General features: G+C 69.8%; 24 protein-coding genes. 9 read left to right on the top strand and 15 right to left on the bottom strand.

Annotation, left to right across the window (positions count from 1 at the left end):
• Positions 1-57 precede the first annotated feature (57 nt).
• The 3 genes from RCO38_RS07220 to RCO38_RS07210 all read right to left on the bottom strand — a co-directional run bounded on the left by RCO38_RS07220 (position 58) and on the right by RCO38_RS07210 (position 3,147).
• Entirely contained in the window at positions 58-1,548 is a 1,491-nt protein-coding gene (locus RCO38_RS07220) for a tripartite tricarboxylate transporter permease (RefSeq protein ID WP_308328065.1), read from the bottom strand.
• A gap of 18 nt (positions 1,549-1,566) precedes the next feature.
• Positions 1,567-2,103, bottom strand: coding sequence for a tripartite tricarboxylate transporter TctB family protein (locus RCO38_RS07215; protein ID WP_374694520.1), 537 nt, complete (start codon positions 2,101-2,103; stop codon positions 1,567-1,569).
• Positions 2,104-2,181: 78 nt separating this feature from the next.
• Complete coding sequence (locus RCO38_RS07210; protein WP_308327631.1) at positions 2,182-3,147, bottom strand: Bug family tripartite tricarboxylate transporter substrate binding protein; 966 nt, start codon at positions 3,145-3,147, stop codon at positions 2,182-2,184.
• Between the two features lie 177 nt (positions 3,148-3,324).
• Between RCO38_RS07210 and RCO38_RS07205 the strand changes: the two genes are divergently transcribed.
• Genes RCO38_RS07205 through RCO38_RS07190 form a run of 4 tightly spaced genes read left to right on the top strand, consistent with a single transcriptional unit; the run spans position 3,325 to position 7,998 of the window.
• Positions 3,325-5,391: a DUF1631 family protein gene (locus RCO38_RS07205; protein ID WP_308327630.1), complete on the top strand. Its 2,067-nt coding sequence runs from the start codon at positions 3,325-3,327 to the stop codon at positions 5,389-5,391.
• 19 nt (positions 5,392-5,410) lie between these two features.
• A complete protein-coding gene (locus RCO38_RS07200) occupies positions 5,411-6,100 on the top strand; it encodes a response regulator transcription factor (protein ID WP_308327629.1) in 690 nt (229 codons plus the stop codon).
• A 10-nt stretch (positions 6,101-6,110) separates the two neighbouring features.
• A complete protein-coding gene (locus RCO38_RS07195; protein WP_308327628.1) occupies positions 6,111-7,550 on the top strand; it encodes a sensor histidine kinase in 1,440 nt (479 codons plus the stop codon).
• On the top strand, positions 7,540-7,998 hold the full coding sequence (locus RCO38_RS07190; RefSeq protein WP_308327627.1) for an RNA-binding S4 domain-containing protein: 459 nt from the start codon (positions 7,540-7,542) through the stop codon (positions 7,996-7,998). Before RCO38_RS07195 ends, RCO38_RS07190 begins: the two co-directional genes overlap by 11 nt.
• Positions 7,999-8,080: 82 nt before the next feature.
• Here RCO38_RS07190 and RCO38_RS07185 read toward each other — a convergent pair whose 3' ends face one another.
• Both RCO38_RS07185 and RCO38_RS07180 read right to left on the bottom strand, forming a co-directional pair.
• Positions 8,081-8,404 (bottom strand): DUF6172 family protein, encoded by a 324-nt coding sequence (locus RCO38_RS07185; RefSeq protein WP_308327626.1) that lies wholly within the window; start codon positions 8,402-8,404, stop codon positions 8,081-8,083.
• 54 nt (positions 8,405-8,458) lie between these two features.
• The gene (locus RCO38_RS07180) at positions 8,459-8,767 is read right to left on the bottom strand and encodes a hypothetical protein (protein ID WP_308327625.1); all 309 of its coding nucleotides are present in this window, start codon (positions 8,765-8,767) and stop codon (positions 8,459-8,461) included.
• A 56-nt stretch (positions 8,768-8,823) separates the two neighbouring features.
• Here RCO38_RS07180 and RCO38_RS07175 point away from each other — a divergent pair, with 56 nt between their 5' ends.
• Entirely contained in the window at positions 8,824-9,426 is a 603-nt protein-coding gene (locus RCO38_RS07175) for a 3'-5' exonuclease (protein ID WP_308327624.1), read from the top strand.
• On the opposite strand, the gene RCO38_RS07170 is transcribed toward RCO38_RS07175, so the two are convergent.
• Positions 9,407-9,643 (bottom strand): DUF3820 family protein, encoded by a 237-nt coding sequence (locus RCO38_RS07170; protein WP_308327623.1) that lies wholly within the window; start codon positions 9,641-9,643, stop codon positions 9,407-9,409. The two genes, RCO38_RS07175 and RCO38_RS07170, sit on opposite strands and share 20 nt — an antisense overlap.
• Positions 9,640-10,464 carry an alpha/beta fold hydrolase gene (locus RCO38_RS07165; RefSeq protein ID WP_308327622.1) on the bottom strand — a complete coding sequence of 275 codons (825 nt, stop codon included), beginning with the start codon at positions 10,462-10,464 and terminating at the stop codon, positions 9,640-9,642. Before RCO38_RS07165 ends, RCO38_RS07170 begins: the two co-directional genes overlap by 4 nt.
• 92 nt (positions 10,465-10,556) lie before the next feature.
• On the opposite strand from RCO38_RS07165, the gene RCO38_RS07160 reads away from it, so the two are divergent.
• Complete coding sequence (locus RCO38_RS07160; RefSeq protein WP_308327621.1) at positions 10,557-11,162, top strand: lysophospholipid acyltransferase family protein; 606 nt, start codon at positions 10,557-10,559, stop codon at positions 11,160-11,162.
• Between the two features lie 63 nt (positions 11,163-11,225).
• Positions 11,226-11,600 (top strand): hypothetical protein, encoded by a 375-nt coding sequence (locus RCO38_RS07155; RefSeq protein WP_308327620.1) that lies wholly within the window; start codon positions 11,226-11,228, stop codon positions 11,598-11,600.
• A 29-nt stretch (positions 11,601-11,629) separates the two neighbouring features.
• On the opposite strand, the gene RCO38_RS07150 is transcribed toward RCO38_RS07155, so the two are convergent.
• Positions 11,630-12,820, bottom strand: a complete 1,191-nt coding sequence (locus RCO38_RS07150; protein ID WP_308328063.1) for an aminotransferase-like domain-containing protein — start codon at positions 12,818-12,820, stop codon at positions 11,630-11,632.
• 162 nt (positions 12,821-12,982) lie between these two features.
• Between RCO38_RS07150 and RCO38_RS07145 the strand changes: the two genes are divergently transcribed.
• Together RCO38_RS07145 and nth are read left to right on the top strand one after the other, a co-directional pair.
• Positions 12,983-13,789: an HDOD domain-containing protein gene (locus RCO38_RS07145; protein WP_308327619.1), complete on the top strand. Its 807-nt coding sequence runs from the start codon at positions 12,983-12,985 to the stop codon at positions 13,787-13,789.
• Positions 13,790-13,811: 22 nt separating this feature from the next.
• Positions 13,812-14,447: an endonuclease III gene (nth, locus tag RCO38_RS07140; protein WP_308327618.1), complete on the top strand. Its 636-nt coding sequence runs from the start codon at positions 13,812-13,814 to the stop codon at positions 14,445-14,447.
• 25 nt (positions 14,448-14,472) lie between these two features.
• Here the strand turns inward: nth and RCO38_RS07135 are convergent, their stop codons facing one another.
• Genes RCO38_RS07135 through cbiB form a run of 7 tightly spaced genes read right to left on the bottom strand, consistent with a single transcriptional unit; the run spans position 14,473 to position 21,637 of the window.
• A complete protein-coding gene (locus RCO38_RS07135; RefSeq protein WP_308327617.1) occupies positions 14,473-15,735 on the bottom strand; it encodes a DUF445 domain-containing protein in 1,263 nt (420 codons plus the stop codon).
• A gap of 36 nt (positions 15,736-15,771) precedes the next feature.
• Positions 15,772-16,332 (bottom strand): histidine phosphatase family protein, encoded by a 561-nt coding sequence (locus RCO38_RS07130; RefSeq protein WP_308327616.1) that lies wholly within the window; start codon positions 16,330-16,332, stop codon positions 15,772-15,774.
• The gene (locus RCO38_RS07125; protein WP_308327615.1) at positions 16,329-17,144 is read right to left on the bottom strand and encodes an adenosylcobinamide-GDP ribazoletransferase; all 816 of its coding nucleotides are present in this window, start codon (positions 17,142-17,144) and stop codon (positions 16,329-16,331) included. The genes RCO38_RS07130 and RCO38_RS07125 overlap by 4 nt, the downstream gene beginning before the upstream one ends.
• Before the next feature lie 4 nt (positions 17,145-17,148).
• Entirely contained in the window at positions 17,149-18,207 is a 1,059-nt protein-coding gene (gene cobT, locus RCO38_RS07120) for a nicotinate-nucleotide--dimethylbenzimidazole phosphoribosyltransferase (RefSeq protein ID WP_308327614.1), read from the bottom strand.
• 3 nt (positions 18,208-18,210) lie between these two features.
• Positions 18,211-19,677 carry a cobyric acid synthase gene (locus RCO38_RS07115; RefSeq protein WP_308327613.1) on the bottom strand — a complete coding sequence of 489 codons (1,467 nt, stop codon included), beginning with the start codon at positions 19,675-19,677 and terminating at the stop codon, positions 18,211-18,213.
• Positions 19,674-20,666 carry an aminotransferase class I/II-fold pyridoxal phosphate-dependent enzyme gene (locus RCO38_RS07110; RefSeq protein ID WP_308327612.1) on the bottom strand — a complete coding sequence of 331 codons (993 nt, stop codon included), beginning with the start codon at positions 20,664-20,666 and terminating at the stop codon, positions 19,674-19,676. Before RCO38_RS07110 ends, RCO38_RS07115 begins: the two co-directional genes overlap by 4 nt.
• The gene (cbiB, locus tag RCO38_RS07105) at positions 20,663-21,637 is read right to left on the bottom strand and encodes an adenosylcobinamide-phosphate synthase CbiB (protein WP_308327611.1); all 975 of its coding nucleotides are present in this window, start codon (positions 21,635-21,637) and stop codon (positions 20,663-20,665) included. The genes RCO38_RS07110 and cbiB overlap by 4 nt, the downstream gene beginning before the upstream one ends.
• Between the last annotated feature and the right edge of the window lies 1 nt (position 21,638).

Raw genomic sequence — 21,638 nt, 5'->3', positions numbered from 1 at the left:
CAAGGCGGATCAGCCCCCTCGGGGGGCAGCGACCCGCGCAGCGGCGGAGCGTGGGGGCTATGCCTTGCGGTGCCAGGCCAGCAGGCGCGGCGTCACCAGCACCAGCAGCACGATCACCAGCAGCGCGGCCGACATCGGGCGCTCGAAGAACACGGTGAAGCTGCCCTCGCCGATGGACATGGCGTTGCGGAACTGGGCTTCTGCGAGAGGCCCGAGGATCAGACCCACGATGATGGGCGCGGTGGGGAAGTCGAAGCGGCGCATCGCCACCCCCACCAGCGCCAGGCCGAACATCAGGAACAGGTCGAACGAGCTCTGGCGCATGCCGTACACGCCCACGGTCGCGAAGATCAGGATGCCGGCGTACAGCGGCGCCTTGGGAATCTTCAGCAGCTTGACCCACAGGCCCACCATCGGCAGGTTGAGCACCAGCAGCATCACGTTGCCGATGTAGAGCGAGGCGATCAGCGCCCAGACCAGGTCGGACGAGGTCTGGAACAGCTGCGGGCCGGCATTGATGCCGTAGTTCTGCAGCGCGGACAGCAGGATGGCGGCGGTCACCGAGGTGGGGATGCCCAGCGTCAGCAGCGGCACCAGGGTCGCGGTCACCGCCGAGTTGTTGGCGGCTTCGGGGCCGGCCACGCCTTCGATGGCACCGGTGGTGCCGAACTCCTGCTTGTGCTCGGGGTCAGCCAGCTTGCGCTCGGTCGCGTAGCTCAGGAAGGTGGGGATCTCGGAGCCGCCCGCCGGAATCGTTCCGAACGGGAAGCCGATGAAGGTGCCCCGCAGCCAGGCCGGCCATGAGCGGCGCCACTCGGTCTTGGTCATGTGGGCCTTGTTCATCTTGTTCATGCTCGATGCGCTCTTGCCCTCGTAGAGGGCGTTGTAGAGCGCCTCGGTCACGGCGAACAGGCCGACCGCCACCAGCACCACCTCCAGGCCGTCCATCAGCTCGATGACGCCTGCGGTGTAGCGCACCTGCCCGGTGATCTGGTCCATGCCGACCAGGCCCATGGCCAGACCGACGAACAGCGACGTGAGGCCGCGCAGCGTGCTTTGGCCGAGCACGGCCGACACCGTGGTGAAGGCCAGCAGCATCAAGCAGAAGTATTCCGGCGGCCCCAGCTTGACGGCGAAGTCGGCCAGGATGGGCGCGAACAGCGTGACCAGCACGGTGGCGATGGTGCCGGCGACAAAGGAACCGATGGCCGAGGTCGCCAGCGCGGCGCCCGCGCGGCCGTTCTTGGCCATCTTGAAGCCTTCGAGCGCGGTCACCATGGTGCCGGTCTCGCCCGGTGTGTTGAGCAGAATCGAGGTGGTCGAGCCGCCGTACATGGCGCCGTAGTAGATGCCGGCGAAGAAGATCATCGAGGCGGTCGGTTCGACCTGCCCGGTGATCGGCAGCAGCATGGCCACGGTCACCGCCGGGCCGAGGCCGGGCAGCACGCCGATGGCGGTGCCCAGCGCGCAGCCGGCCAGCGCCCACAGCAGGTTCAGGGGGGTGGCTGCGGTGGCAAAGCCGCCCAGCAGCTGGTTCCAGGTGTCCATCATGGTTGTGCTCCCTGATCAGATCCAGCCGGTGCCGGTCAGCCCCGGCAGGTTGACAGCGAGGAATTTGGTGAACAGCCAGTAGGTCGGCGCGGCGATCACCACACCCGTGACCAGGTCGCGCAGCGCCTGCATGGCGTTGCCGCCGGACTTGCCTTCGCTGATGCGCAGACCACGCACCGCGAGCGTGTAGCACAGCGCGCAGCTGAGGATGAAGCCGAGAGTGGTGATGAGCGCCGCGTTGCCCAGGATGCCGGCCGACACCCAGGCCAGCGCGTGCCAGTCGCCCCGGGCCGCACCCGAGGGCTCTTCCATGTTGCGGTAGCCGCCGGAGCGCACTTCAAGAATCAGCATCACGCCGCACAGGCCCAGCGCCCCCGCCACCAGCCAGGGCAGGAAGTCGGGGCCCACGCCTGCGTATCCGGCGTCGGACGGGATGTGGGCCGCGCCGTAGGCGAGCAAGGCGGCCACCACCACGGCGGCGATGCCCATGGCCAGCTGGCCCGGGCGGTGATCGGGACGCGCTTCCTGCGCGGAAGGGGTGTCGGCTTGCATGGGCTTCTCCACTCAGAAAACAGCGCAGCCGCGACGCGAACGCCGCGGCCGCTGTGACGGACGGACCGGAGGCGGGCCTTACACCATGCCGGCGCGGACCATGGTGGCGCGCAGCGTGGAGAAGTCCTTGTCGACGAAGGCGTCGAATTCCTTGCCGGTCAGCAGGGCCGGGGTCCAGTTGTTCTTGACCAGGGCTTCCTGCCAGGCCTTGCTCTTGGTGGCCTTGACGATCATCTCGGTCAGCGCGGCGCGCTGCTCGGGGGTGATGCCGGCGGCGCCGTAGACGCCGCGCCAGTTGCCGATCTCGACGTCGATGCCCTGCTCCTTGAGCGTGGGGATCTTGTCCAGGCCCTTGACGCGCTGGCCGGCGGTGATGGCGATCGCCTTCATCTTGCCGCTCTCGATGTACTGCTGGAACTCGCTGTAGCCCGAGCCACCGACGGTCACGTTGCCACCCAGGATGGCGGCGACGGCCTCACCGCCCCCACGGAAGGGCACGTAGTTGATCTTGGCGGCGGGCACGCCCACGGCCTGGGCGATCTGCGAAGCGGCGATGTGTTCGGTGGAGCCGCGCGAACCGCCGCCCCACTTGACGCTGCCCGGGTCCTTCTTGAGCGCCTCGACCACATCCTTCATGGTGTTGAAGGGCGAGCTGGCGGGCAGCACGAACACGTTGTATTCGGTGGTCAGGCGGGCGATCGGCGTGACCTGGGTGATCGAGACCGGCGGCTTGCCGGTGATGATGCCGCCCAGCATCACGGCGCCCATCACCATCAGGGCGTTCGGGTCGCCCTTGGCGGCGTTGTAGAACTGGGCCAGGCCGATGGCACCGGCGGCACCGCCCTTGTTCTCGTACGTCACGGAGGACGCGACACCCGAATCGCGCAAGGCCTCGCCCAGGGCACGGCCCGTGCCGTCCCAGCCACCACCGGGGTTGGCGGGAATCATCATCTTGACGTTGGCACCCTGGGCCCAGGCGGCATTGGGCAGGGCACCGGCGGCGGCCAGGGCGGCCAGGGACTTGAGGAAGGTATCGCGACGCATGTTTGTCTCCGTGGGAGGTTGATCGACGGACCTGATGTTCCTGTCGGCCGCTGTCAATCGGCTGTCGCCACCGTCAGGAAAAACCCTAGTGACAGGCGGGACCGGTTGTCGCAGGGAGGACCATAATCGCACCAGCCTCCCAACCACGCTGGGCCTTTGACCACGCGCCCGTCGCTCATGAATGCACACGCCGATTCCATGTTCGATGCCTGCCTCAAGGAGGCGCTGGTGCTGTCGGCCGACTGGGTGCCGCGCTGGCTGGCAGCACTGGGCAACGCCCTGCAGCAGAAGGAGGCCTCGGCCGTCGGTGCCACCGAACAGCGCAGCGCCGGACAGGCCCGCGCCACTCTGGCGGCCTACCAGCAGCGCGTGACCGAGCACTTTCTGACCGCGCTGTCGCAGTCCATGGGCAGTGCAGCCGCCGGGCAGGGCGACCCGGACCCCGTCACCGGCAAGGCCCCGGCCCGCCGCCTGGACACACTCAGCCTGGACGACCTGGAGCTGATGGACCACCAGCAGGTGCAGCACACCGTCGAGTTGGCGCGCATCCAGCAGGTGGTGAAGATGGCGGTGGAAGAAGAGCTGGTGCTGCTCGATGCGCGCCTGAGCAGCGCCCGCGGGCTCACCGTGGTGAGCAGCAAGGCCAACCCGCTGCACCCCGAGGCCATCATCGGCGCGCTAATCCGCGCATTGTCCAAACTGCACATCGAGGACGACGTGCGGGTGCAGTGGCTGCACATCGGCGCCCTGCCCCTCGGCCAGGAGCTGCGGCGGTTCTACCGCCAGCTGGTCGATCTGCTGGATCGCTGGGGCGTGCAGCCCGCGGGGTACAAGGTGGTGCAGACGCCGGTGGGCAAGCCCGCGGACCGCGGCGCCTCCCGCTCCAGCGAAGACGGCCTGCCCATGGCGGCCATGACCTCCAAAAACGAACTGCTCACGCTGGACCACCTGCACCAGCTGCTGGTGGGCAACGTCGCCCGCGGCTCAAACGACGCCACGGACCCGTCGCGGGCGCTGGAAGCCAACGCCATGGTGCGCACGCTGGCGGTGGAAGTGGTGACGCTGATGCTGCGCGGCATCGCCGAAGACGTCCGCCTGCTGGGGCCGGTGCGGGAGTTGCTGTTGCGGCTCAAGCCCGTGCTGCTGGCGCTGGCGCGCAACGACCCGCGTTTTTTCGCCGACCGCAGCAACCCGGCGCGGCGCCTGCTCGATGTGCTGACCGAGCGCGCCCTGGCCTTCAAGAGCGAGCAGGACGCCGGCTTCCAGGCCTATGTGCAGCAGCTGCGCACGATCGAACAGGACCTGCAGGTGCCGGCCAGCCAGCTGTCGCAGCGCATCGGTGAACTGCTGGCACGCCTGGGGCGCACCGACCCGGTGACCCAGGCGCCCGCGCGCGGTCTGGCCATGCAGACCCTGGTGAAGGTGGAGCAGCGCAACCTGCTGGCCGAACGCGTGGCCTCGGAGATCCAGGCCCGCAACGACTTCGCCCGCGCACCCGGTGTGGTGCGTCGCTTTCTCACCGGAGCCTGGGCCCAGGTGGTGGCGCAGGCGCGCATCCGGGCGCAGGCCGGCGACGGCCTCACACCCGGCGACGCGCCAGCGCTGCGCTACATGGACGTGCTGCCGGACCTGCTGTGGTCGAGCCAGCACGAACTGGCCAGCCTCAACCGGCCCCGGCTGGTCAAGATCATCCCCGGCCTGCTGCGCACCCTGCGCGAGGGGCTCGATTCCATCGACTACCCGCGCGCCCAGGCCGACTCGTTTTTTCAGGCCCTGATGGAGTTGCAGGAACCCGCCTACAAGCCCAGACGCGACGAGGACGAAGCGGGCATTGACCTGCCAGACACCTGGGTGCATCCGGTGGAGGCTCGCGACTCGGGGTTCATGGACGACCTGCGGATCGAAAGCCAGCCCGGATTCCAGGACACCGAACCGATGGACCCCGACTGGCTGCGCCAGCGCCAGACCGAGACCACATCGAATTCGCGCCCGCTGGCGGTGGGTACCTGGGTCGACCTGCGCGATGGCGACGAAGACCTGCGCTGCCAGCTCACCTGGGCCAGCCCGCACGGCACCATGTTCCTGTTCAACGCCGCCAACGGGCGCAGCGTCTCGCTGACCCTGCGCGGGCTGGAGCGCCTGCGCGAGATGGGGCGGCTGAAGGTGGTGGCCGACCATGGCCTGGTGGACGACGCCCTCAACGCGGTGACGCGCCAGGCCTTCCTCAATTCCGGGCGCCTCTGAGCCGCCGCCCTGCCCCGCGATGAAACTGCTTCTGGTCGAAGACAACCCCACCATGCAGGCCACCCTGCAGCGCACGCTGGAACGACGCGGCATGCAGGTGCTCACCTGCGGCGACGGAGACAAGGCGCTGGCACTGTGGCGATCCAGCCTGCCCGACGTGGTGCTGCTGGACCTGAGCCTGCCCGGGCGCGACGGCCTGCAGGTGCTGGGCGACGCGCGCGCCGAAGGCCTGAAGACGCCGGTGATCATCCTCACCGCGCGCGGCACCGTGGGCGACCGCATCATCGGGCTGAACACCGGCGCCGACGACTACCTGCCCAAGCCCTTTGATCTGGACGAACTGGAGGCCCGGGTGCGCGCCCTGGTGCGCCGTTCGGCCGAGGCCGCCGACAGCCCCGGTACCCTGCCTGCGCGCAGCGCCGGCTGGTGCGGCATGCAGATCGACCGCGACAGCGGCGCCGTCTACCATGGCGGCGAGCCGATGGAGCTGGCGCCGCGCGAACTGGCGCTGCTGCGCGCGGTGCTGTCACAGCCTGGCCAGGCCATCACCAAGGAACGCCTGTTCGAGCTGGTGTTCCCCGGCGAGGCCCATGTGCAGCCCGAAGCCATCGAGGTGGTGGCCTACCGGCTGCGCAAGAAGATCGGCCACACCGGTGCCCAGCTGGTGACGCTGCGCGGGCTGGGCTACCTGTTGAAGGCGGCGGCTTGAGGAACGTCCCTTGAGCGCTCCGCTCTCGCTGCGCCGCACGCTGCTGCTGGGCATCCTGCTGCCGCTGTTCGGCTTCGTGGTCATCAACACGGTGGTGCTTTACCGGCAGGCGCTGGCGGGCGCCGACACCGCCTACGACCGCACCCTGCTGGCCACAGCCAAGTCGCTGGGCGAGCAGCTGGAGGTGGTGCGCATCGGTGGCCAGCCCAGCGTGCGCTCGTCGCTGCTCTACTCCGCGCTGGAGGCCTTCGAGGCCGACAACCGCAGCCGCCTTTTCTACCGGGTCAGCGGCTTTCGCGACGAGATGGTCTCTGGCTTCGAAGACCTGCCCCCGCCCAAAACCCGCCTGCCCGACCAGAAGATCTACGCGGCCCTGGTGCACTTCTACGACGACGCCTACCGCGGCGCGCCGGTCCGCATGGCGGTGCTGTTGCAGCCAGTGGCGGGCGAGGCCGGTCAGGGCATGGCCACCATCCAGGTGGCCGAGACGCTGGAACTGCGCCAGACCCTCGCGCGGCAGATCCTGATCGACACCCTGTGGCGCCAGGCGGCTCTGGTGGTGGTGATCGTGCTGGTGGTGGTGGTCGTGGTGCAGCGCGCCACGCGCCCGGTGCGCTCCATCAGCCACGCGCTGGCCCATCGCAGCGACAACGACCTGTCCCCCCTGCCCACCAACAGCGCCCCGCGCGAACTGCTGCCCCTGCTGGAGGCGACCAACCAGCACATGCTGCGGCTGGCGCATCTGCTGGACCACCAGAAGCGCTTCGTGCGCGACACCTCGCACCAGCTGCGCACCCCGCTGGCCGTGCTCAAGACCCAGGTGCAGTCGGCCCGGCGCGGCGATGTGCCGCCGCTGCAGGCGCTGGACGAGATCGGGCACACCGTCGACCGCGCCACCGAGCTGGCCAACCAGATGCTGGCCCTGGCCAAGGTCGAGCAGCTGCGCCAGGAGCGCGACGCTCCGGTGGTCGACTGGGGCGAGGTGGTGCGTGCCGTGGCGCTGGACCTGGCCCCGCTGATCGCCGACCGCGGCCTCGACTTTTCGCTGGACGTGGTCCGCGCCCCGGTGCGCTCGCACGAATGGGCGCTGCGCGAACTCGGGCGCAACCTGCTGCACAACGCCATCAAGCACTGCCCGGCCGAATCGCGCCTGGCGGTGAGCATGGTGTGCGACGAGCGCACCGCGGCGCTGTCCATCAGCGACAGCGGCCCGGGCATCTCCGACCACCTTCGAGAGCGCCTGTTCCAGCCCTTCGCCACCGACCACGGCGCCCGCCCCTCGGGTGCCGGCTCCGGCCTGGGGCTGGCCATCTGCCAAGGCATCGTGCAGTCGCTGGGCGGCAGCATCGAGCTGGAGAACCGCATGGTGCGCGGGCGCGTCGGCGGGCTGGACGCCACGGTGCGGTTGCCGCTGGCGCATCAGGAAACGGAGGCACCCCATGGCCAGTGATGCACAGGAAGGCGGCCGGGTCCGGCTGGACAAGTGGCTCTGGGCCGCCCGGTTCTACAAGACCCGCTCGCTCAGCGCCGAAGAGATCGACAAAGGCCGCGTCCGCGTCAACGGCGCGCCCGTGAAGCCGGCGCGCGAGGTGCGCATCGGCGACGTGGTCGAGCTGCGCACCGGCAGCGTGCAGCGAACCCTGGTGGTGAGGGCGCTCAGCGGTGTGCGCGGCCCGGCCACGGCGGCGGCCCTGCTGTACGAAGAAACCGCCGAGTCGGTGGCGCAGCGCCAGGCCGCGGCCGAGCGGCGGCGCCTGGCCCCCGAGCCGGCCGAGAGCATCGTCCAGGGCCGGCCGAGCAAACGCGACCGCCGCGAACTCGACGCCTGGCAGAAACCGCCCGCCGAGTGGAACGACCGCTGGAGCGCATCGATCAACGACGAGGACGACAAGGAATAGAGCCCCCACGCTCCGCCGCTGCGCGGGTCGCTGCCCCCCCGGGGGGCGCATTTCACCTTGGGGCGGCCCGGCGGCGAAACTCTTACTCTGCGTCGCTGGCGGCTTCGGGCTCGGCGCCTGCAGGCCGCGGCTTGCGCACCCCCGGTTTGGCCAGCAGCTCGACGTAACACTGCGTGGCACCGTCTTTGGCCAGCGCGTCCAGCAGGTTCATCAGCTCGCCCGGGTGCACGGTCTGCGCGCTGTCCTTGTCGGCGCCGAAGCGGCAATCGAAGTCCCAGAACTGGGCGCCCTCGGGCAGTTCGCGGCGGCGTTCGCGCTTCTGGTATTTGCGGATGTCGTGCTTGACGGCGTCGAGCACGCGGTCGGGGTGCTTGCCCTCGGGGCGCAGCGGGTAGGTTTTTCTCATGGCGTGTCCTTGGTAGGGTGCGTTCGCCCCGGCAGGACGTCAAACGGACCCGGATTATGCGGGCAGCACAATGTCGTAACCGCCTTCGTCCAGGTGGCGGTGCGGGCCGAACACAGCGGCCAGCGCCGCGGCTTCGGCCATCTGCCAGTGTTCCAGCACGGTGCGCTCCTCGACCGTCAGCGATTCGGGGTCGGGCGTCTCGCCGTGCTGCGCCACGATGCCCAGATAGGCACGGTAGACCGGCGCCACCAGCGTGGGGTCTCCCAACGCCCCCTCCAGCGTTTCACGGAACAGGCGCTCGGCGGCCTGGCGCTGGCCGGACGGGGTGTCGTCGGGCACGTAGAGCTTGAGGGTGTAGGTCATGGCGGGGCGACAGGCACAATGCCCGATTATCCTGCGCCGCCCACGGCACGCCGACCATGAACACCACCCGCCACACGCCCGGCAAGGACGAGATCGCCCTGCTGCCTGAGTTCCCCCGACTGGGCCTGGACCGCATTGCACTTGTCAACACGGCAGCGGCCGCGCGTGAGGCCGTGGCAGCGCTGCGCGACCACCCGCACTGGGGCTTCGACACCGAGAGCAAGCCCACCTTCGTGCAGGGCGAGGTGTCCGACGGGCCGCACATCCTGCAGCTGGCGACGCTGGAGCGGGCCTGGGTGTTCCAGCTGCACGACAGCGCCAGCCGCGACCTTGCGGCGCAGGTGATGGCCGAGGGCGGGCACAGCAAGGCCGGCTTCGGCCTGGGCGACGACACCAAGCGCATCCGCGCCAAGCTGGGTGTCGAGCCGCGGGGCGTGATCGAGCTCAACCACCTGTTCCGCGAGCGCGGCTACCGCAAGGACATGGGTGTCAAGGGCGCAGTGGCGGTGCTGTTCGGGCAGCGCTTCATCAAGTCCAAGAAGGCCGCCACCTCCAACTGGGCCCACCCGCGCCTGACCGAGGGCCAGCTCGTCTACGCGGCCAACGACGCCTGGGCCGCGGCCGTGGTGCACGAGGCGCTCAGGACCCGCGTACCGTAGTTCGCCGGGCGCTGCGCAGCGGCGTGAGCAGCTCGCCCAGGCCGTTGTGGTCGATCTCGTGCATCAGGGCGATCAACCGTCCGAGATCCCCTCTCGGAAAGCCCTCGCGCGCGAACCAGTTGAGGTAATGCCCCGGCAGGTCCGCGATCACCCGGCCCTTGTACTTGCCGTAGGGCATCTCCACCGTCAGCAGGCGCTCCAGCTCCTCGGCCTTCATGCGGCAGCGTGCGCCCGGTCCAGCCAGTCGCGCACCGTGCGGTTGAAGGGCTCGGGCTTCTGCTTCATCAGCCAGTGGCCGGCGTCCAGGCCATGGGCTTCGGAACCCGGTGTGGTGGCGAGCTGCGCCAGCCAGCGCGCAGAATGGAACATGAAGGGCTTGCGTTTGCCGAAGAAGAACAGCGTCGGCAGCTTCGGGCCGAACACCTTGTCGACCCGCGCCACACCGCGCAGGCCGCCCAGCGTGCCGAACCACTGCATCGCGTAGGGGTAGTTCATCTGCCAGGCGATCTGGGCCGCGGGCGTGCGGCAGCCGATGGTGCGTGCCATCCAGCGCGTCATGCGGTTGGCCAGCCCCGGCAGCACCGGCCCGAGCTTCCAGGCCACCGCCAGCCACAGCTGGTAGCCGGCGATCATGAGTTTTTCCTTCATCTTCAGCGACTGGAGGTAGGCGCCAGTGTTGGTGTCGCCGATGTCGGCCGCCACCACACGGGCCACCCGGTCCGGGTGGCGGGCGGCGTACTCGTAGCCGAAGAAGCAGCCCCAGTCGTGCAGCATCAGCGTCACTTTCTGGCCAAGGCTGACCGCGTCGACCACGGCGCCCACCAGGGCGCACATGTCGTTCACCGACACCGGACGGGGCGGCCGGCGCAGGTCGTAACCCGGCAGGGCGAACCGCACGCAGCGGTAGCCGTCCCGCAACGCCGCCACCGACTCGTCCCACAGCGCGGGCGAGTCGGGCCAGCCGTGCAGCATGACGACGGTCGGGCCCTCGCCGTCGACCAGGACCTCGATGTCCTGCACGGTCAGCGTCTGCGTCATGTCGCGGTCTCCTCGGGTGATTCGAGCGGGCGATGGTAGCGTGACCCCCGTCAAATCCGGTCGCGCCGGCGTCACCGACAATAGCGCCCGCCATGCACCGCACCATCTTCACCACCCCGGTGGTCGCTCCCCTGCTGCGAGCCTTGTCCACCGGCTTTCTGCGGCTCGCCGGCTGGACCGTCGAAGGCCAGCTGCCCGCCAGCGCAACAAAAAGTGTCTTCATCGCCGCCCCGCACACCAGCAACTGGGACCTGCCTTACACGCTGATGGTCGCGTTCGCGCTGCGGCTCAACCCCTACTGGATGGGCAAGGCCAGCATCTTCCGTTTCCCCTTCGGCGGGCTGATGCGCTGGCTCGGCGGCATTGCGGTGGACCGGTCGAAGTCCAACAACCTGGTCGCCGCCTCGGCCCAGGCGATCCAGGCCGCCGACGGTCCGCTTCAGCTGATCGTGCCGCCCGAAGGCACTCGCAGCAAGACCCGCTACTGGAAGACCGGCTTCTACTACATCGCCACCACCGCGCAGGTGCCGATCATCCTGGCCTACATGGACTACGCCACCAAACGCAGTGGTCTGGGGCCGGTGTTCGAGCCCACCGGCAACATCGACGCCGACATGGCGCGCATCAAGGCCTTCTATCAGCCGTTCCGGGGAAAGAACGCCACCCAGTTCACTGCGACCGGGCCGGCCGAACTGTAACAAGAGCACAAAACGTTTCGAGACAACACACCCGACATCCCCAAAATTAGGTAATCTGGCGGGGTGAGCCGCCAGCACTCCGTCTTCCAGGGGCCGTTGTCCACCCTTTCAACCCTCTCCAGCACCTTGCGAGAAGGTCTGGGGTCGTTGCTGGGCGTCGAGAAGGTCCGCCACACCGATGCCGACGTGGCGCGCATTCGCCTGGCCATGCTGCGCCTGCATGGCGAAGACGGGCGCCTGAACAACCCGCGGCTGCACCACCGCATCTACCACACCCGGGATGCCGAAGGGCTGTGGTACGCACGGGCCGAACTCTACGCGGACCTGTGCCAGCGTCACAACGAACCTCACGCGATTCGCGCGCTCGAATCTCTGCGCCCCCTGTTCAGGGGCACCCTGCCCGACAGCCTGCTCCGGTCCCGGATGCCCGGGGCCTGAGCCAGTCGGCGCATCCGGCGGCGCGCGGTTCAGAGTGCGGCACCCAGCCGCCCCACGCCTTCCTCGATCTTGTCCAGGCCCACGGTCGCAAACGACAGACGCAGGGTCGAATGATCGGGGTTGCTGGCGTAGAACGGTGCCCCCGGTACAAAAGCCACGCCTTTTTCGATGGCACGTCTGGCCAGCTCACCGCCATCGGCCACCTTGCCACCTGCGCCCGTGAGGCGCGCCCAGACGAACAGGCCGCCCTGCGGCTGCACGAACTCGATGGCCTCTCCCAATTCACGGCGCAGGGCATGGCCCATGGTGGCGGCGCGCTCGGCGTAAACCGCACGCACCTTGGCGAGGGTGGCCGGCATGCGGCCGGCCTTGAGGTACTGGGCCGCGGTGGCCTGGGCGAAGGTGCTGGTGTGGGCGTCGCTGAACTGCTTGCACATGGTGGCCTTGGCCAGCAACTCGGCCGGGCCGACCATCCAGCCCACGCGCAGGCCGGGGCTCAGCACCTTGGACAGCGAGCCGCAGTGCACCAGGCGCTCGCGGCTGCCGGGCACCTGGCCGCTGAGCGCCAGCAGGCTGGGCGGCGGGGCGTCGCCGAAGTACAGGTCGCCGTACGGATCGTCCTCCACCACCAGCACGTTGTGCTGCACGGCAAGTTCAAGCACTTTCCTGCGGCGCTCCAGGCTGAGCATGGCGCCGCTGGGGTTGCCGAAGGTGGGAATGAGGTAGATGAACTTGGGCTTGTGTTCTACGATGAGCTTTTCGAGCCGGTCGGTGTCCACGCCCTGCCCGTCCACCGGTGCCGTCACCAGCTGCGCACCATAGAGGCGGAAGCACTGGATGGTGGCCAGGAAGGTCGGGCCTTCGACGATCACCTTGTCGCCGGGACTCACCAGCGTCTTGCCCACCAGGTCCAGCGCCTGCTGGCTGCCGGTGGTGACGATCAGGTTGTCGGCCGCAACACCCTGGTTGCCCTTGGCGGTCATGAAGGCGGCCAGCTGTTCGCGCAGCGGGTTGTAGCCCTCGGTGGCGCCGTACTGCAGCGCGCCACCGGCTTCTTCGGTCAGTGCGGCGTTGACGGCTTCGCGGATGCCGTCGACGTCGAACATGGCACTGTCGGGAAAGCCCCCGGCAAAGCTGATGATGCCGGGCTTGCCCAGCAGCTTGAAGAGTTCACGGATGGCGGAAGTTTCGACATTGTTCAGTCGGTCGGCGAACGGGATGGCAAAGCTCATGCGGATGTCTCGTCAGAGGAATGGAAAGGTGGCGAGATGGTAGCGCCCGGTCCGGAACTGGGACGAAAAGACACCGGATATCGGACTTTGCCGCACTGTCCTTTCCGGAAAAATAAGCGCCATGAACCCGTCTGCCGACCGGAGCGCCCCATGACGGTGGCCGAATTCTTCAAGGACCTGACCCTGCCGGTCATGCCCGAGGTGGCGCACGACCTGATCCGTTCGCTCAACCAGGAGGACGTGCCGCTGTCGCATCTGTGCGAAGCGATCGCCCGCGACCCCGCGCTGGCCGTGCATCTGCTGCGTCTGGCCAACAGCGCCCACTACGGCGCCCACGAGAAGGTCGGCAGCATCGAGGCCGCCATCGCCCGCGTCGGCACGGCCCAGGTGCGTGCGCTGGCGCTGGCCTCCATGTTCAACGACGCCTTCCCGGTCACGCCAGGGCTGGACCGCCAGACCTTCTGGCGCGAGAACCAGGAGCGTGGCGGCATGGCGCAATGGCTGGCGAGCGGCCTAGGCTCCGACAGCCAGCAGGCCTGGCTCACCGGCTTCATGGTGCGCTTGGGCGAACTGCTGATGGGCATGAAGGCGCCCCACTGCGTGGCTGAGTTCGAACGCCAGCCGAGTCCGCCCGGTGCGCGCTGGGAGCGCGAAGTCTCTCTCATGGGGTTCACCGAAGGCCAGGTCAGTGCCGAGCTGGCCCGTGCCTGGGACTTCCCCGACGAGATGATCCGCGCGCTGGACGCGGCTGCCGACCCGCTGGCGGCCCAGCCGTTCTCGCGCCTGGGTGCGGTGCTGCACGTGGCCGAACTGCTCGCGGCCGTCCCCACCCCCTCGTTCGACACGGTGGACGAGCTGCCCGCAGACGTGCTGGCCGCGCTGGACGTGGACCCCGACTGGATGCGCCAGCACCTGCCGCAGGCGCAGCGCTACGTTGAAGCCTCGCGCCTTCACTGACCCCGGCACTACACTGCGCGGCATGAAACCCGCGCAGATCGAGACCTTCTTCGCCACCCTGCAGGCGGCCAACCCGCAGCCTGTCACCGAGCTGGAGTACACCAGCGTGTTCGAACTGCTTGCCGCCGTGCTGCTCTCTGCGCAGGCCACGGACGTGGGCGTCAACAAGGCCACGCGCAGGCTCTTCCCGGTCGCCCACACGCCGCAGCAGATCCTGGACCTGGGCCTAGAAGGCCTGGAGTCGTACATCAAGACCATCGGCCTGTACCGCAGCAAGGCCCGGCACCTGATGGAGACCTGCCGCATTCTGGTGGAGCGCCACGGCGGCCTGGTGCCGCGCACGCGCGAGGCGCTGGAAGCCTTGCCGGGCGTGGGCCGGAAAACCGCCAACGTGGTGCTCAACGTGGCCTTCGGTGAGCCGACCATGGCGGTGGACACGCACATCTTCCGCGTGGGCAACCGCACCGGCCTGGCGCCGGGCAAGACCCCACTGGCGGTCGAACAGCAACTGCTCAAACGCATCCCCTCGAAGTACCTGGTGGATGCCCACCACTGGCTGATCCTGCACGGCCGCTACGTGTGCCAGGCGCGCAAGCCGCTGTGCCACCAGTGCGCCGTGGCGGCCTGCTGCGATTTCTGGCCCAAGACCACGGGCTGAGGCGCGCCTGTCCCGGTTCCGGCGCTCACAGCAGCGCCTGTGTGAGCGCGTGCAGCAGCAGTCCCACCAGCGCGCCCACCAGGGTGCCGTTGATGCGGATGAACTGCAGGTCGCGCCCGATGTGTTCTTCCAGCACGCGGCTCATGTCCTGCGCGTCCCAGACCTGCACGCGCTGCGCCACGAAGCCGACGATGGCTTCGCGGCTGCCCTCCAGCACCCGCAGCAGCACCTGCTGCGCCTGCGCATTGAGCCAGTCGCGCAAGGCATCGTCGGCCAGCAGTTGCCGGCCTGCGGCCTGCGCCACCCGCGCGCAGCGGCCGCCCAGATCGGACTCGGGTCGGGCCGCTTCTTCGCACAGGCGGTTCACCACCTCGTGCCACCAGGCCTCGATCGGCTGATTCCACTGCGGCTGGTCCAGCCAGGCATCACGCCAGACCGCCGCCCGCCGCTGCCAGTCGGCGTCGGTCTGAAGGCGCTCTATGGCGTCGGCCATCCAGTCGTCGAAGCGGCGGCGCAACTCGTGCTCGGGGTCGGCCGCCACATCGGAGAGCGTGTGCGTGAGCGCAGCCACCAGCTTGCGCGTGGCCAGGCGGGCGGCCATCTGGTCCAGTCCGACGTATTTGAGTTCCTTGAGCTCCCGCGCGATGCGGTCGGTGAGCTGCTCCTGCATCTGCGGCTGCTCCGCCCATCGCGCCATCTGCTGCAGCAGGCCGTCCAGCCACTGCTGGTGATGCCCGCCACGGGTGAGCGCCGCCAGCGCCTGACCGCCCAGTGTGGCGAGATCGACCTGCCTCAACAGGCGCTGCGCCAGGCCGACGATCCATTGCCGGACATCGCCCTGGTCCAGCGCACCGAGCACCGCGGGAATGGCCTGCTGCATCCAGCGTCCCACCCGCTGGGCCGATTCGGCCTGTTCCAGCCACTGCCCCAGCTCTCGCGCCAGATCCCAGCGCGCCAGCATGGGCTGCACGTGCTCGGCGGTGAGGAAGTGCGTGCCGAGAAACCGCGCCAGCTGTGCGCCCAGACGGTCCTTGTTGGACACGATGATCGCCGTGTGCGGAATGGACAGGCCCAGCGGATGGCGAAACAGGGCGACGACCGCAAACCAGTCGGCCAGCGCCCCCACCATCGCCGCTTCGGCCGCGGCCGCGACATAGCCCCATGCGACATGGCGCGGCTCCATCAGCGTGGCGCCCACGTACACCCCGGCCGCCAGCAGCAGCAGACCCAGCGCCAGTGCCTTCATGCGGTCAACCGGGCTGAACGACGCGAAACGAGAACCATCCATAGGCCCGAGTGTGCCCTCTCGCAGCCGACCTGCGCCTCAGACGTCGAGCACCATCCATTCGCCCGGCTGGGGTGCTTCACGCGGCCATTGAGCGGCCGACACGAGGGGTTGGTGCCCATGCTGCGCCACACAGATCACCGACCGGATCACGCCCGCGTGGGTGATCCACAGCGCCTCGCCGCCCTGCCCCACGGCCGCCCGGGTCTCGTCCAGCGCGTCGGCCACCCGTGTCATCAGCTCGTGTACGCACTCGGCGCCGCCGAAGCGGTGCTGCGCGAAGTCGGCCATCCAGTCGTCGAACGCCGTGCGCGGAACGGCGTCCCAGGCCGTCTGCTCCCAGGTGCCAAAGTCCATCTCGCGGATGCGCGGATCGGTCTGTGCCGCGCCGAGGTCGGGGCGGTGCGCCCGCAGGGCCTGGTGCAGTTGCTGGGCGCGGCGCAGGTCCGACACCCGCACCGGCAGGCCGGCCGGCAGCAGCGGCGCGATGGCTTGCGCCGCCTCGGCGGTCAGGACTTCGTCGGCCGGCACGTCGCTGGCGCCGTAGCACAGGCCGGGCGGCAGCACCACACGCGCATGGCGCAGCAGCCAGAGTTTCATGGTGCGGCCAGGGGCAGGGACAGGGCCAGCGCGAACAGGAAGGCAATTTCGCTCACCTGCTGCGTGGCGCCCAGGCCGTCACCGGTGAAGCCCTGCAGCCGCCGGCGCAGCAGGCGCCACATCCACAGCAGTGCCAGCAGCGCGCCCAAGACCGCCTGCGCCCAGCGCACCGAGGGCAGCAGCACCACCGCCGTGGCGATGGCCAACGCCCACCAGACCACACCCACCACCAGTGCACCGCGCCCGATGCTTTCGGCCAGTGGCTTGGACTTGGACTGCGGCGCGTCACCGACGTGGGTCAGCGTGTGGATGATGAACAGCGGCATCAGACGCGAGGTCACATGGCCCGCGAACAACGCCACCGCCGCCACCAGCGCCCCGCCCGCTTGCGCGATCAGCGCCAGCACCGCCACCTTCGAGCACAGTGCCAGCACCAGCGCGATGGCTCCGAAACTGCCGATGCGCGAGTCCTTCATGATCTCCAGCGCGCGCTCCCGGTTCGCGGAACCGCCCAGCCCGTCGGCCAGATCGGCCAGACCGTCCTCATGAAACGCACCGGTCAGCAGCACGCTGAACACGGTGCTCAGCAGCGCCGCCACCCAGGGCGCGGCGGGCTGCGCCGGCAACCACCACCACACCGCGGCGAACACCGCCGCCGTCGGCAGGCCCACCACCCAACCCACGCCGGGGAAGTGCGCCGCGCTGGCGCGCAGCATGGCCGGGGAAAAACCCACCCATTCCGCAAGCCGCCCGGTGACCGGGATGCGGGTGAAGAACTGGACGGCAATGAGAAAGTGACGGACGAAGGCCATGCCCTCAGCGTACTGCGGTTTCGGCGCTGTCCTGCCGCGACACACCGGCCGACTCGAAGCTGGCCATCTCGCGCAGGATGGCGCAGGCGCTCATCAGCAGCGGCCAGGCCAGCGCGGCACCCGAACCTTCGCCCAGGCGCAGGCCCAGATCCAGCAGCGGTTCGGCCTTGAGGTGCGCAAGCATCAGCGCATGGCCGCGCTCGCCCGACTGGTGCGCGAACACGCAACGCTGCAGCACGGCCGGCTGCAGCGCGCTGGCCACCAGCACGGCCGAGCTGGCGATGAAGCCGTCGACCACGATCACGCGCCGCTCGGCCGCGGCCTGCAGCACCGCGCCGACCATGGTGGCGATCTCGAACCCTCCGAAGGCAGCGAGCGCATCCAGCGGGGCTTTCGCGTCCGGATGGCGCGCCAACACCTGGCGCAGGATGGCGATCTTGCGCTGCACCGCCGGCGCGTCCAGCCCGGTGCCGGCACCCGTGCAGTCCACGATGTCCAGCCCGGCCAGGCGGCTCATCAGCAGCGAGGCGGCCGAGGTGTTGCCGATGCCCATCTCGCCGAGCAGCAGCGCGTTGCCCGGCAGGCTCTTCACCAGCGCGGCGCCACTGGCGATGGCCACATCGCACTGGGCGGGGCTCATCGCCGGACCTTCCAGCGCGTCGGCCGTGCCGGGCGCGACCTTGTTGATGACCAGACCGGGTCGCGGCGCGAAGTCGTGCCGCACGCCGCAGTCCACCACCGTGAGGCCGATGCCGTTCTGCCGGGCCAGCACGCTGACGGCCGCACCGCCGGCCAGGAAGTTCTCGACCATCTGCCAGGTCACGTCGCTCGGGTAGGCCGAGACGCCGCGAGCGGCCAGGCCGTGGTCACCCGCGAACACCACCAGCTGCGGGTCCTTCAGCTCGGGCGCCTCGCTGCCCAGGATGAGGCCGATGCGCTGCGCCAGGCGCTCGATCTGCCCCAGCGAGCCCAGGGGCTTGGTCTTGTTGTCCAGCAGGTGCTGCAGACGCGCGGCCAGCGCGGCCTGGGTGATGTCGTCAATGGCGGGAAGGGTGATGGGCATGGTTCAGTCCTTGTGGATGAGGGCGTCGAGCACACCGGGCCCGACATGTTGTTCCAGAAAATCGGCCAGTCCGTCGAACACGGTCTCCAGCGTGGGCACGGTGGCCCCGAACAGCGCACGCAGCACCGCCGGGTCTTCGAACAGGCCGTGCAGGTAGCAACCCAGCACGTTGCCCGCCGCGTTCTGCCAGGCCAGGCCCGGCATCACTTCGCGCGCGATGTCGCCCTTGGCCGCCATGGCCGGGTGTTGCGCCGTCTGGCCGTGGTGGATCTCATAGCCCGTGGCGGTGACGCCCGAGAGCGCCTGCCACGCGCCACCGAGTTCGCCGAAGGTCGCAGCGGTGCGGCACACCGTCTTGTCGGCGTCGAAGGCCGTCACCAGCGGCAACAGCCCCAGGCCCGGAGCGTTGCCGTCGATGCCATGGGTGTCGATCAAGGCCTCGCCCAGCACCTGCAGGCCACCGCAGAGGCCCAGCACCGCCCCACCCTGCGCAGCGTGCGCAGCCACGGCCTGGTCCAGCCCCTGCTGGCGCAGCCAGGCCAGATCGGCTGCGGTGGCCTTGGAGCCGGGCAGCACGATCCAGTCGGCACCGGCGCAGTCCGCCGGTGTGCGTGCCCAGACCAGGCGCACACCCGGCACGTTCCTGAGCGGCTGGAACTCGTCGAGGTTGCTGATGCGCGGCCAGGCGATGACGGCGATGGTCGTCTTCACCGCCCCGGCCGCCCGCGTTCTGTCATCGAAAACACCGTCTTCTTCGGGTAGGCCGTGCTGCCACCACATGGGCAGCGTGGCGACCACGGGCACACCGGTCAGTTCCTGCAGCATCTGTGGCGCGGGTGCCAGCAGGCTCGCATCGCCACGGAACTTGTTGAGCACGAAACCCTTGATCAGTGCCCGCTCGTCCTCGGGCAACAGGGCCCAGGTACCGTAGAGGTGGGCGAAGGCCCCGCCGCGGTCGATGTCGGTCACCAGCAGGCAGCGCGCCTGCGCATGCCTGGCGACGCGCATGTTCACGATGTCGCTGGCATGCAGGTTGATCTCGGCCGGGGAGCCCGCGCCCTCGATCACCACCACATCGTTCTCTTCGCGCAGCGCATCGAGCGCGGCCGTGATGTGCGGCCACACCTTGTCGCTGCGGCCGCGCCAGGGCATGTCGCTGAGTTCGCGACTCACCTCGCCCAGGAGCACCACCTGGCTGCGCGTGTCGGCCTCGGGCTTGAGCAGCAGCGGATTCATGCGCACGTCGGGCTCGGCCTTGGCGGCGAGGGACTGGAAATACTGGGCCGAACCGATCTCGCCTTGCCTGCCCGCTGCCCCGGCCACCACACGCGCGTTGTTGCTCATGTTCTGCGCTTTGAACGGCGCGACCTTGAGTCCCTGACGGGCGTAATGCCGACACAGCGCCGTGGTGAGCCAGCTCTTGCCGGCACCGCTGGTCGTGCCCAGCACCATCACACAGACCGCCGTCATCGCGAAGTCTCCTGTTGCAGCTCGCCAAGCACCACGTCCAGCGCGGCCAGTGCCTCGGGCCGCTGCGCGCTCAGTCGCCACCAGCCTGGCAGACCAAACGAGGTGGCATCGCGCAGCTTGATGCCGCGCGACCGCAAGGCCTCAGCGTCGAGCGGTTGCGGCGGCAGTGCGCACAGGTAGGCCGTGTCGCTCGGCGCACAGTCCCACCCGTGGCGCTCCAGTGCCGCGCGCAAGGCCTGCGCCCAGGCGGCCAGCGTGGTGCGGCTGGCGGTCACCCAGGCCTGCACCTCGTGGTGGGTCCAGGCCATCAGCATCGCCTCGCCGTGCGCGCCGATGGGCCAGGACGCGGACAGCGCCTCGAGTTCGGCCAGGTCGGCACGCGCACCCAGCGGCGCGATGGCATAGGCCGCCCGCACCCCCGTCAGGCCCAGCGCCTTGTTGGGCGACCAGAGCTGCCAGACGCGGTCGAGCTGCGCGGCGTCGAGCGAACCGGCGCCCTGCAGCCGCAGCGGCGCGTAGGCGCGGTCGAGCACCACGGTGCGCGGCGTGTCGTTCAGCAAGGCCCGCACCGCGTCGGGCGACTCGCCCTGCCCCTGCGGGCTGCCGGGGTCGCAGAGCCAGGCCAGCTGGGCCCGCGCGGGCGCATCGGCGCGGGCCAGCCCCCAGGCGGTCGCGGCATGGGCGTAGTCACCGTAGGCGTGGGGCGGCGTCCAGAAACACCGATCCCCCGCACGCCAGCGCCAGGCCGTCAGGCGCTGGATGCATTCGCTCGCACTCGCCGCCAGCAGCACGCGCGAGGGTGCCACACCGTGCAATTCGGCCAGCGCGCTGCGCAGGCGCGTGTACACGGGGTCGGGGTAGCGGGTGGCGTCGGCCTGCAGCACGGCCTGCAACGCCATCGGGCAGGGTCCGCAGGCGTTGGCGTTGCTGGAAAAGTCCCAGCGCGCCACGCCACGGGCGTCCGGCCCACCGTGGATGCGCGCCGTCACGGCTGCCTCCCTAGCGACAGCAGCAGCACGGCGCCCGCGAGCAGCGCCAGCACGGCCACCACCTGACCGCAGCGCCGCAGCGCGAGTGCCGTGTCGGACGCCCGCGGCGCCCTGCCATCGCGGTTGAGTTCGTAGACACCCGCCTTGCCCAGGCGAATGCCCAGGCCCACCGCCAATGCCCCCATGGGCCAGCCGCCGTTGGGCGAGGGCGTGAGGCCGGCGTTGGCCACCACGGCCGACCAGCGGCGGCCCATGGTCGGCAGGGCGATCAGCAGCGCCGTGAGGCGCGCGGGCAGCCAGGACAGCGCGTCGTCCGCGCGCGCGGCCCACTTGCCAGCCCAGGTCCAGTCGCGGCCACCGCGCTCGCCCCGGTAGCCCCACATGGCGTCGGCGGTGTTGGCAAAGCGGTAGAGCGCCGCGCCGGGCAGGCCGGCGACGGCGAACCAGAACAGCGGCGCCACCACCGAGTCGTTGAGGTTTTCGGCCAGCGTGGACACCGCGGCCTCGCGCACCTGTGTTTCGCTCAGCCCCGTCACATCGCGGCTCACCAGCCAGCCCACGCGCTGCCGGCCCGCGGTCAGCGATTCGGCCAGTGCGGCTTCGACCGCCGCCACCTCGTCGCGCAGCATGCGCCAGGACAGCATCGGCTTGAGCAGCAGTCCGAACAGCCCGGCCTGCGCCAGCGGGTGCAGGCCTTGCACCGCCCACACCGCCGCGACCGCCAAGGCCGACACCAGCACGGCACCGACACACCAGCCCAGCGCGCCGCGCCAGAACTCCGCCATCGGCCGCCCCGCCGCACCAGCCGGGCGCGACACGCGCCGCCCCGCGGCGCCGAGATAACGCCCCATCGCCACCACCGGATGCAGCCGCGCGGGCGGCTCGCCGAACGCCAGGTCCAGCCCCAGCCCGAACAGCACCGCGCCCGCCAGCACGGCAGCCTCAGGCACGGTCATGCCGATGAGGGTCATC

This window comes from Hydrogenophaga pseudoflava, assembly GCF_031020795.1.
In the GTDB taxonomy this organism is placed as follows: Bacteria; Pseudomonadota; Gammaproteobacteria; order Burkholderiales; family Burkholderiaceae_C; genus Hydrogenophaga; species Hydrogenophaga pseudoflava_A.
Note: the sequence above shows the minus strand (reverse complement) of the source record. Positions and strands in the feature narration are given on the sequence as shown.

Coding starts and splice junctions, on each gene's coding strand:
- RCO38_RS07220 (WP_308328065.1), bottom strand. CDS start 1,548: ATGGACACCTGGAACCAGCTGCTGGGCGGCTTTGCCACCGCAGCCACC.
- RCO38_RS07215 (WP_374694520.1), bottom strand. CDS start 2,103: ATGCAAGCCGACACCCCTTCCGCGCAGGAAGCGCGTCCCGATCACCGC.
- RCO38_RS07210 (WP_308327631.1), bottom strand. CDS start 3,147: ATGCGTCGCGATACCTTCCTCAAGTCCCTGGCCGCCCTGGCCGCCGCC.
- RCO38_RS07205 (WP_308327630.1), top strand. CDS start 3,325: ATGAATGCACACGCCGATTCCATGTTCGATGCCTGCCTCAAGGAGGCG.
- RCO38_RS07200 (WP_308327629.1), top strand. CDS start 5,411: ATGAAACTGCTTCTGGTCGAAGACAACCCCACCATGCAGGCCACCCTG.
- RCO38_RS07190 (WP_308327627.1), top strand. CDS start 7,540: ATGGCCAGTGATGCACAGGAAGGCGGCCGGGTCCGGCTGGACAAGTGG.
- RCO38_RS07185 (WP_308327626.1), bottom strand. CDS start 8,404: ATGAGAAAAACCTACCCGCTGCGCCCCGAGGGCAAGCACCCCGACCGC.
- RCO38_RS07180 (WP_308327625.1), bottom strand. CDS start 8,767: ATGACCTACACCCTCAAGCTCTACGTGCCCGACGACACCCCGTCCGGC.
- RCO38_RS07175 (WP_308327624.1), top strand. CDS start 8,824: ATGAACACCACCCGCCACACGCCCGGCAAGGACGAGATCGCCCTGCTG.
- RCO38_RS07170 (WP_308327623.1), bottom strand. CDS start 9,643: ATGAAGGCCGAGGAGCTGGAGCGCCTGCTGACGGTGGAGATGCCCTAC.
- RCO38_RS07165 (WP_308327622.1), bottom strand. CDS start 10,464: ATGACGCAGACGCTGACCGTGCAGGACATCGAGGTCCTGGTCGACGGC.
- RCO38_RS07160 (WP_308327621.1), top strand. CDS start 10,557: ATGCACCGCACCATCTTCACCACCCCGGTGGTCGCTCCCCTGCTGCGA.
- RCO38_RS07145 (WP_308327619.1), top strand. CDS start 12,983: ATGACGGTGGCCGAATTCTTCAAGGACCTGACCCTGCCGGTCATGCCC.
- nth (WP_308327618.1), top strand. CDS start 13,812: ATGAAACCCGCGCAGATCGAGACCTTCTTCGCCACCCTGCAGGCGGCC.
- RCO38_RS07135 (WP_308327617.1), bottom strand. CDS start 15,735: ATGGATGGTTCTCGTTTCGCGTCGTTCAGCCCGGTTGACCGCATGAAG.
- RCO38_RS07130 (WP_308327616.1), bottom strand. CDS start 16,332: ATGAAACTCTGGCTGCTGCGCCATGCGCGTGTGGTGCTGCCGCCCGGC.
- RCO38_RS07125 (WP_308327615.1), bottom strand. CDS start 17,144: ATGGCCTTCGTCCGTCACTTTCTCATTGCCGTCCAGTTCTTCACCCGC.
- cobT (WP_308327614.1), bottom strand. CDS start 18,207: ATGCCCATCACCCTTCCCGCCATTGACGACATCACCCAGGCCGCGCTG.
- RCO38_RS07115 (WP_308327613.1), bottom strand. CDS start 19,677: ATGACGGCGGTCTGTGTGATGGTGCTGGGCACGACCAGCGGTGCCGGC.
- cbiB (WP_308327611.1), bottom strand. CDS start 21,637: ATGACCCTCATCGGCATGACCGTGCCTGAGGCTGCCGTGCTGGCGGGC.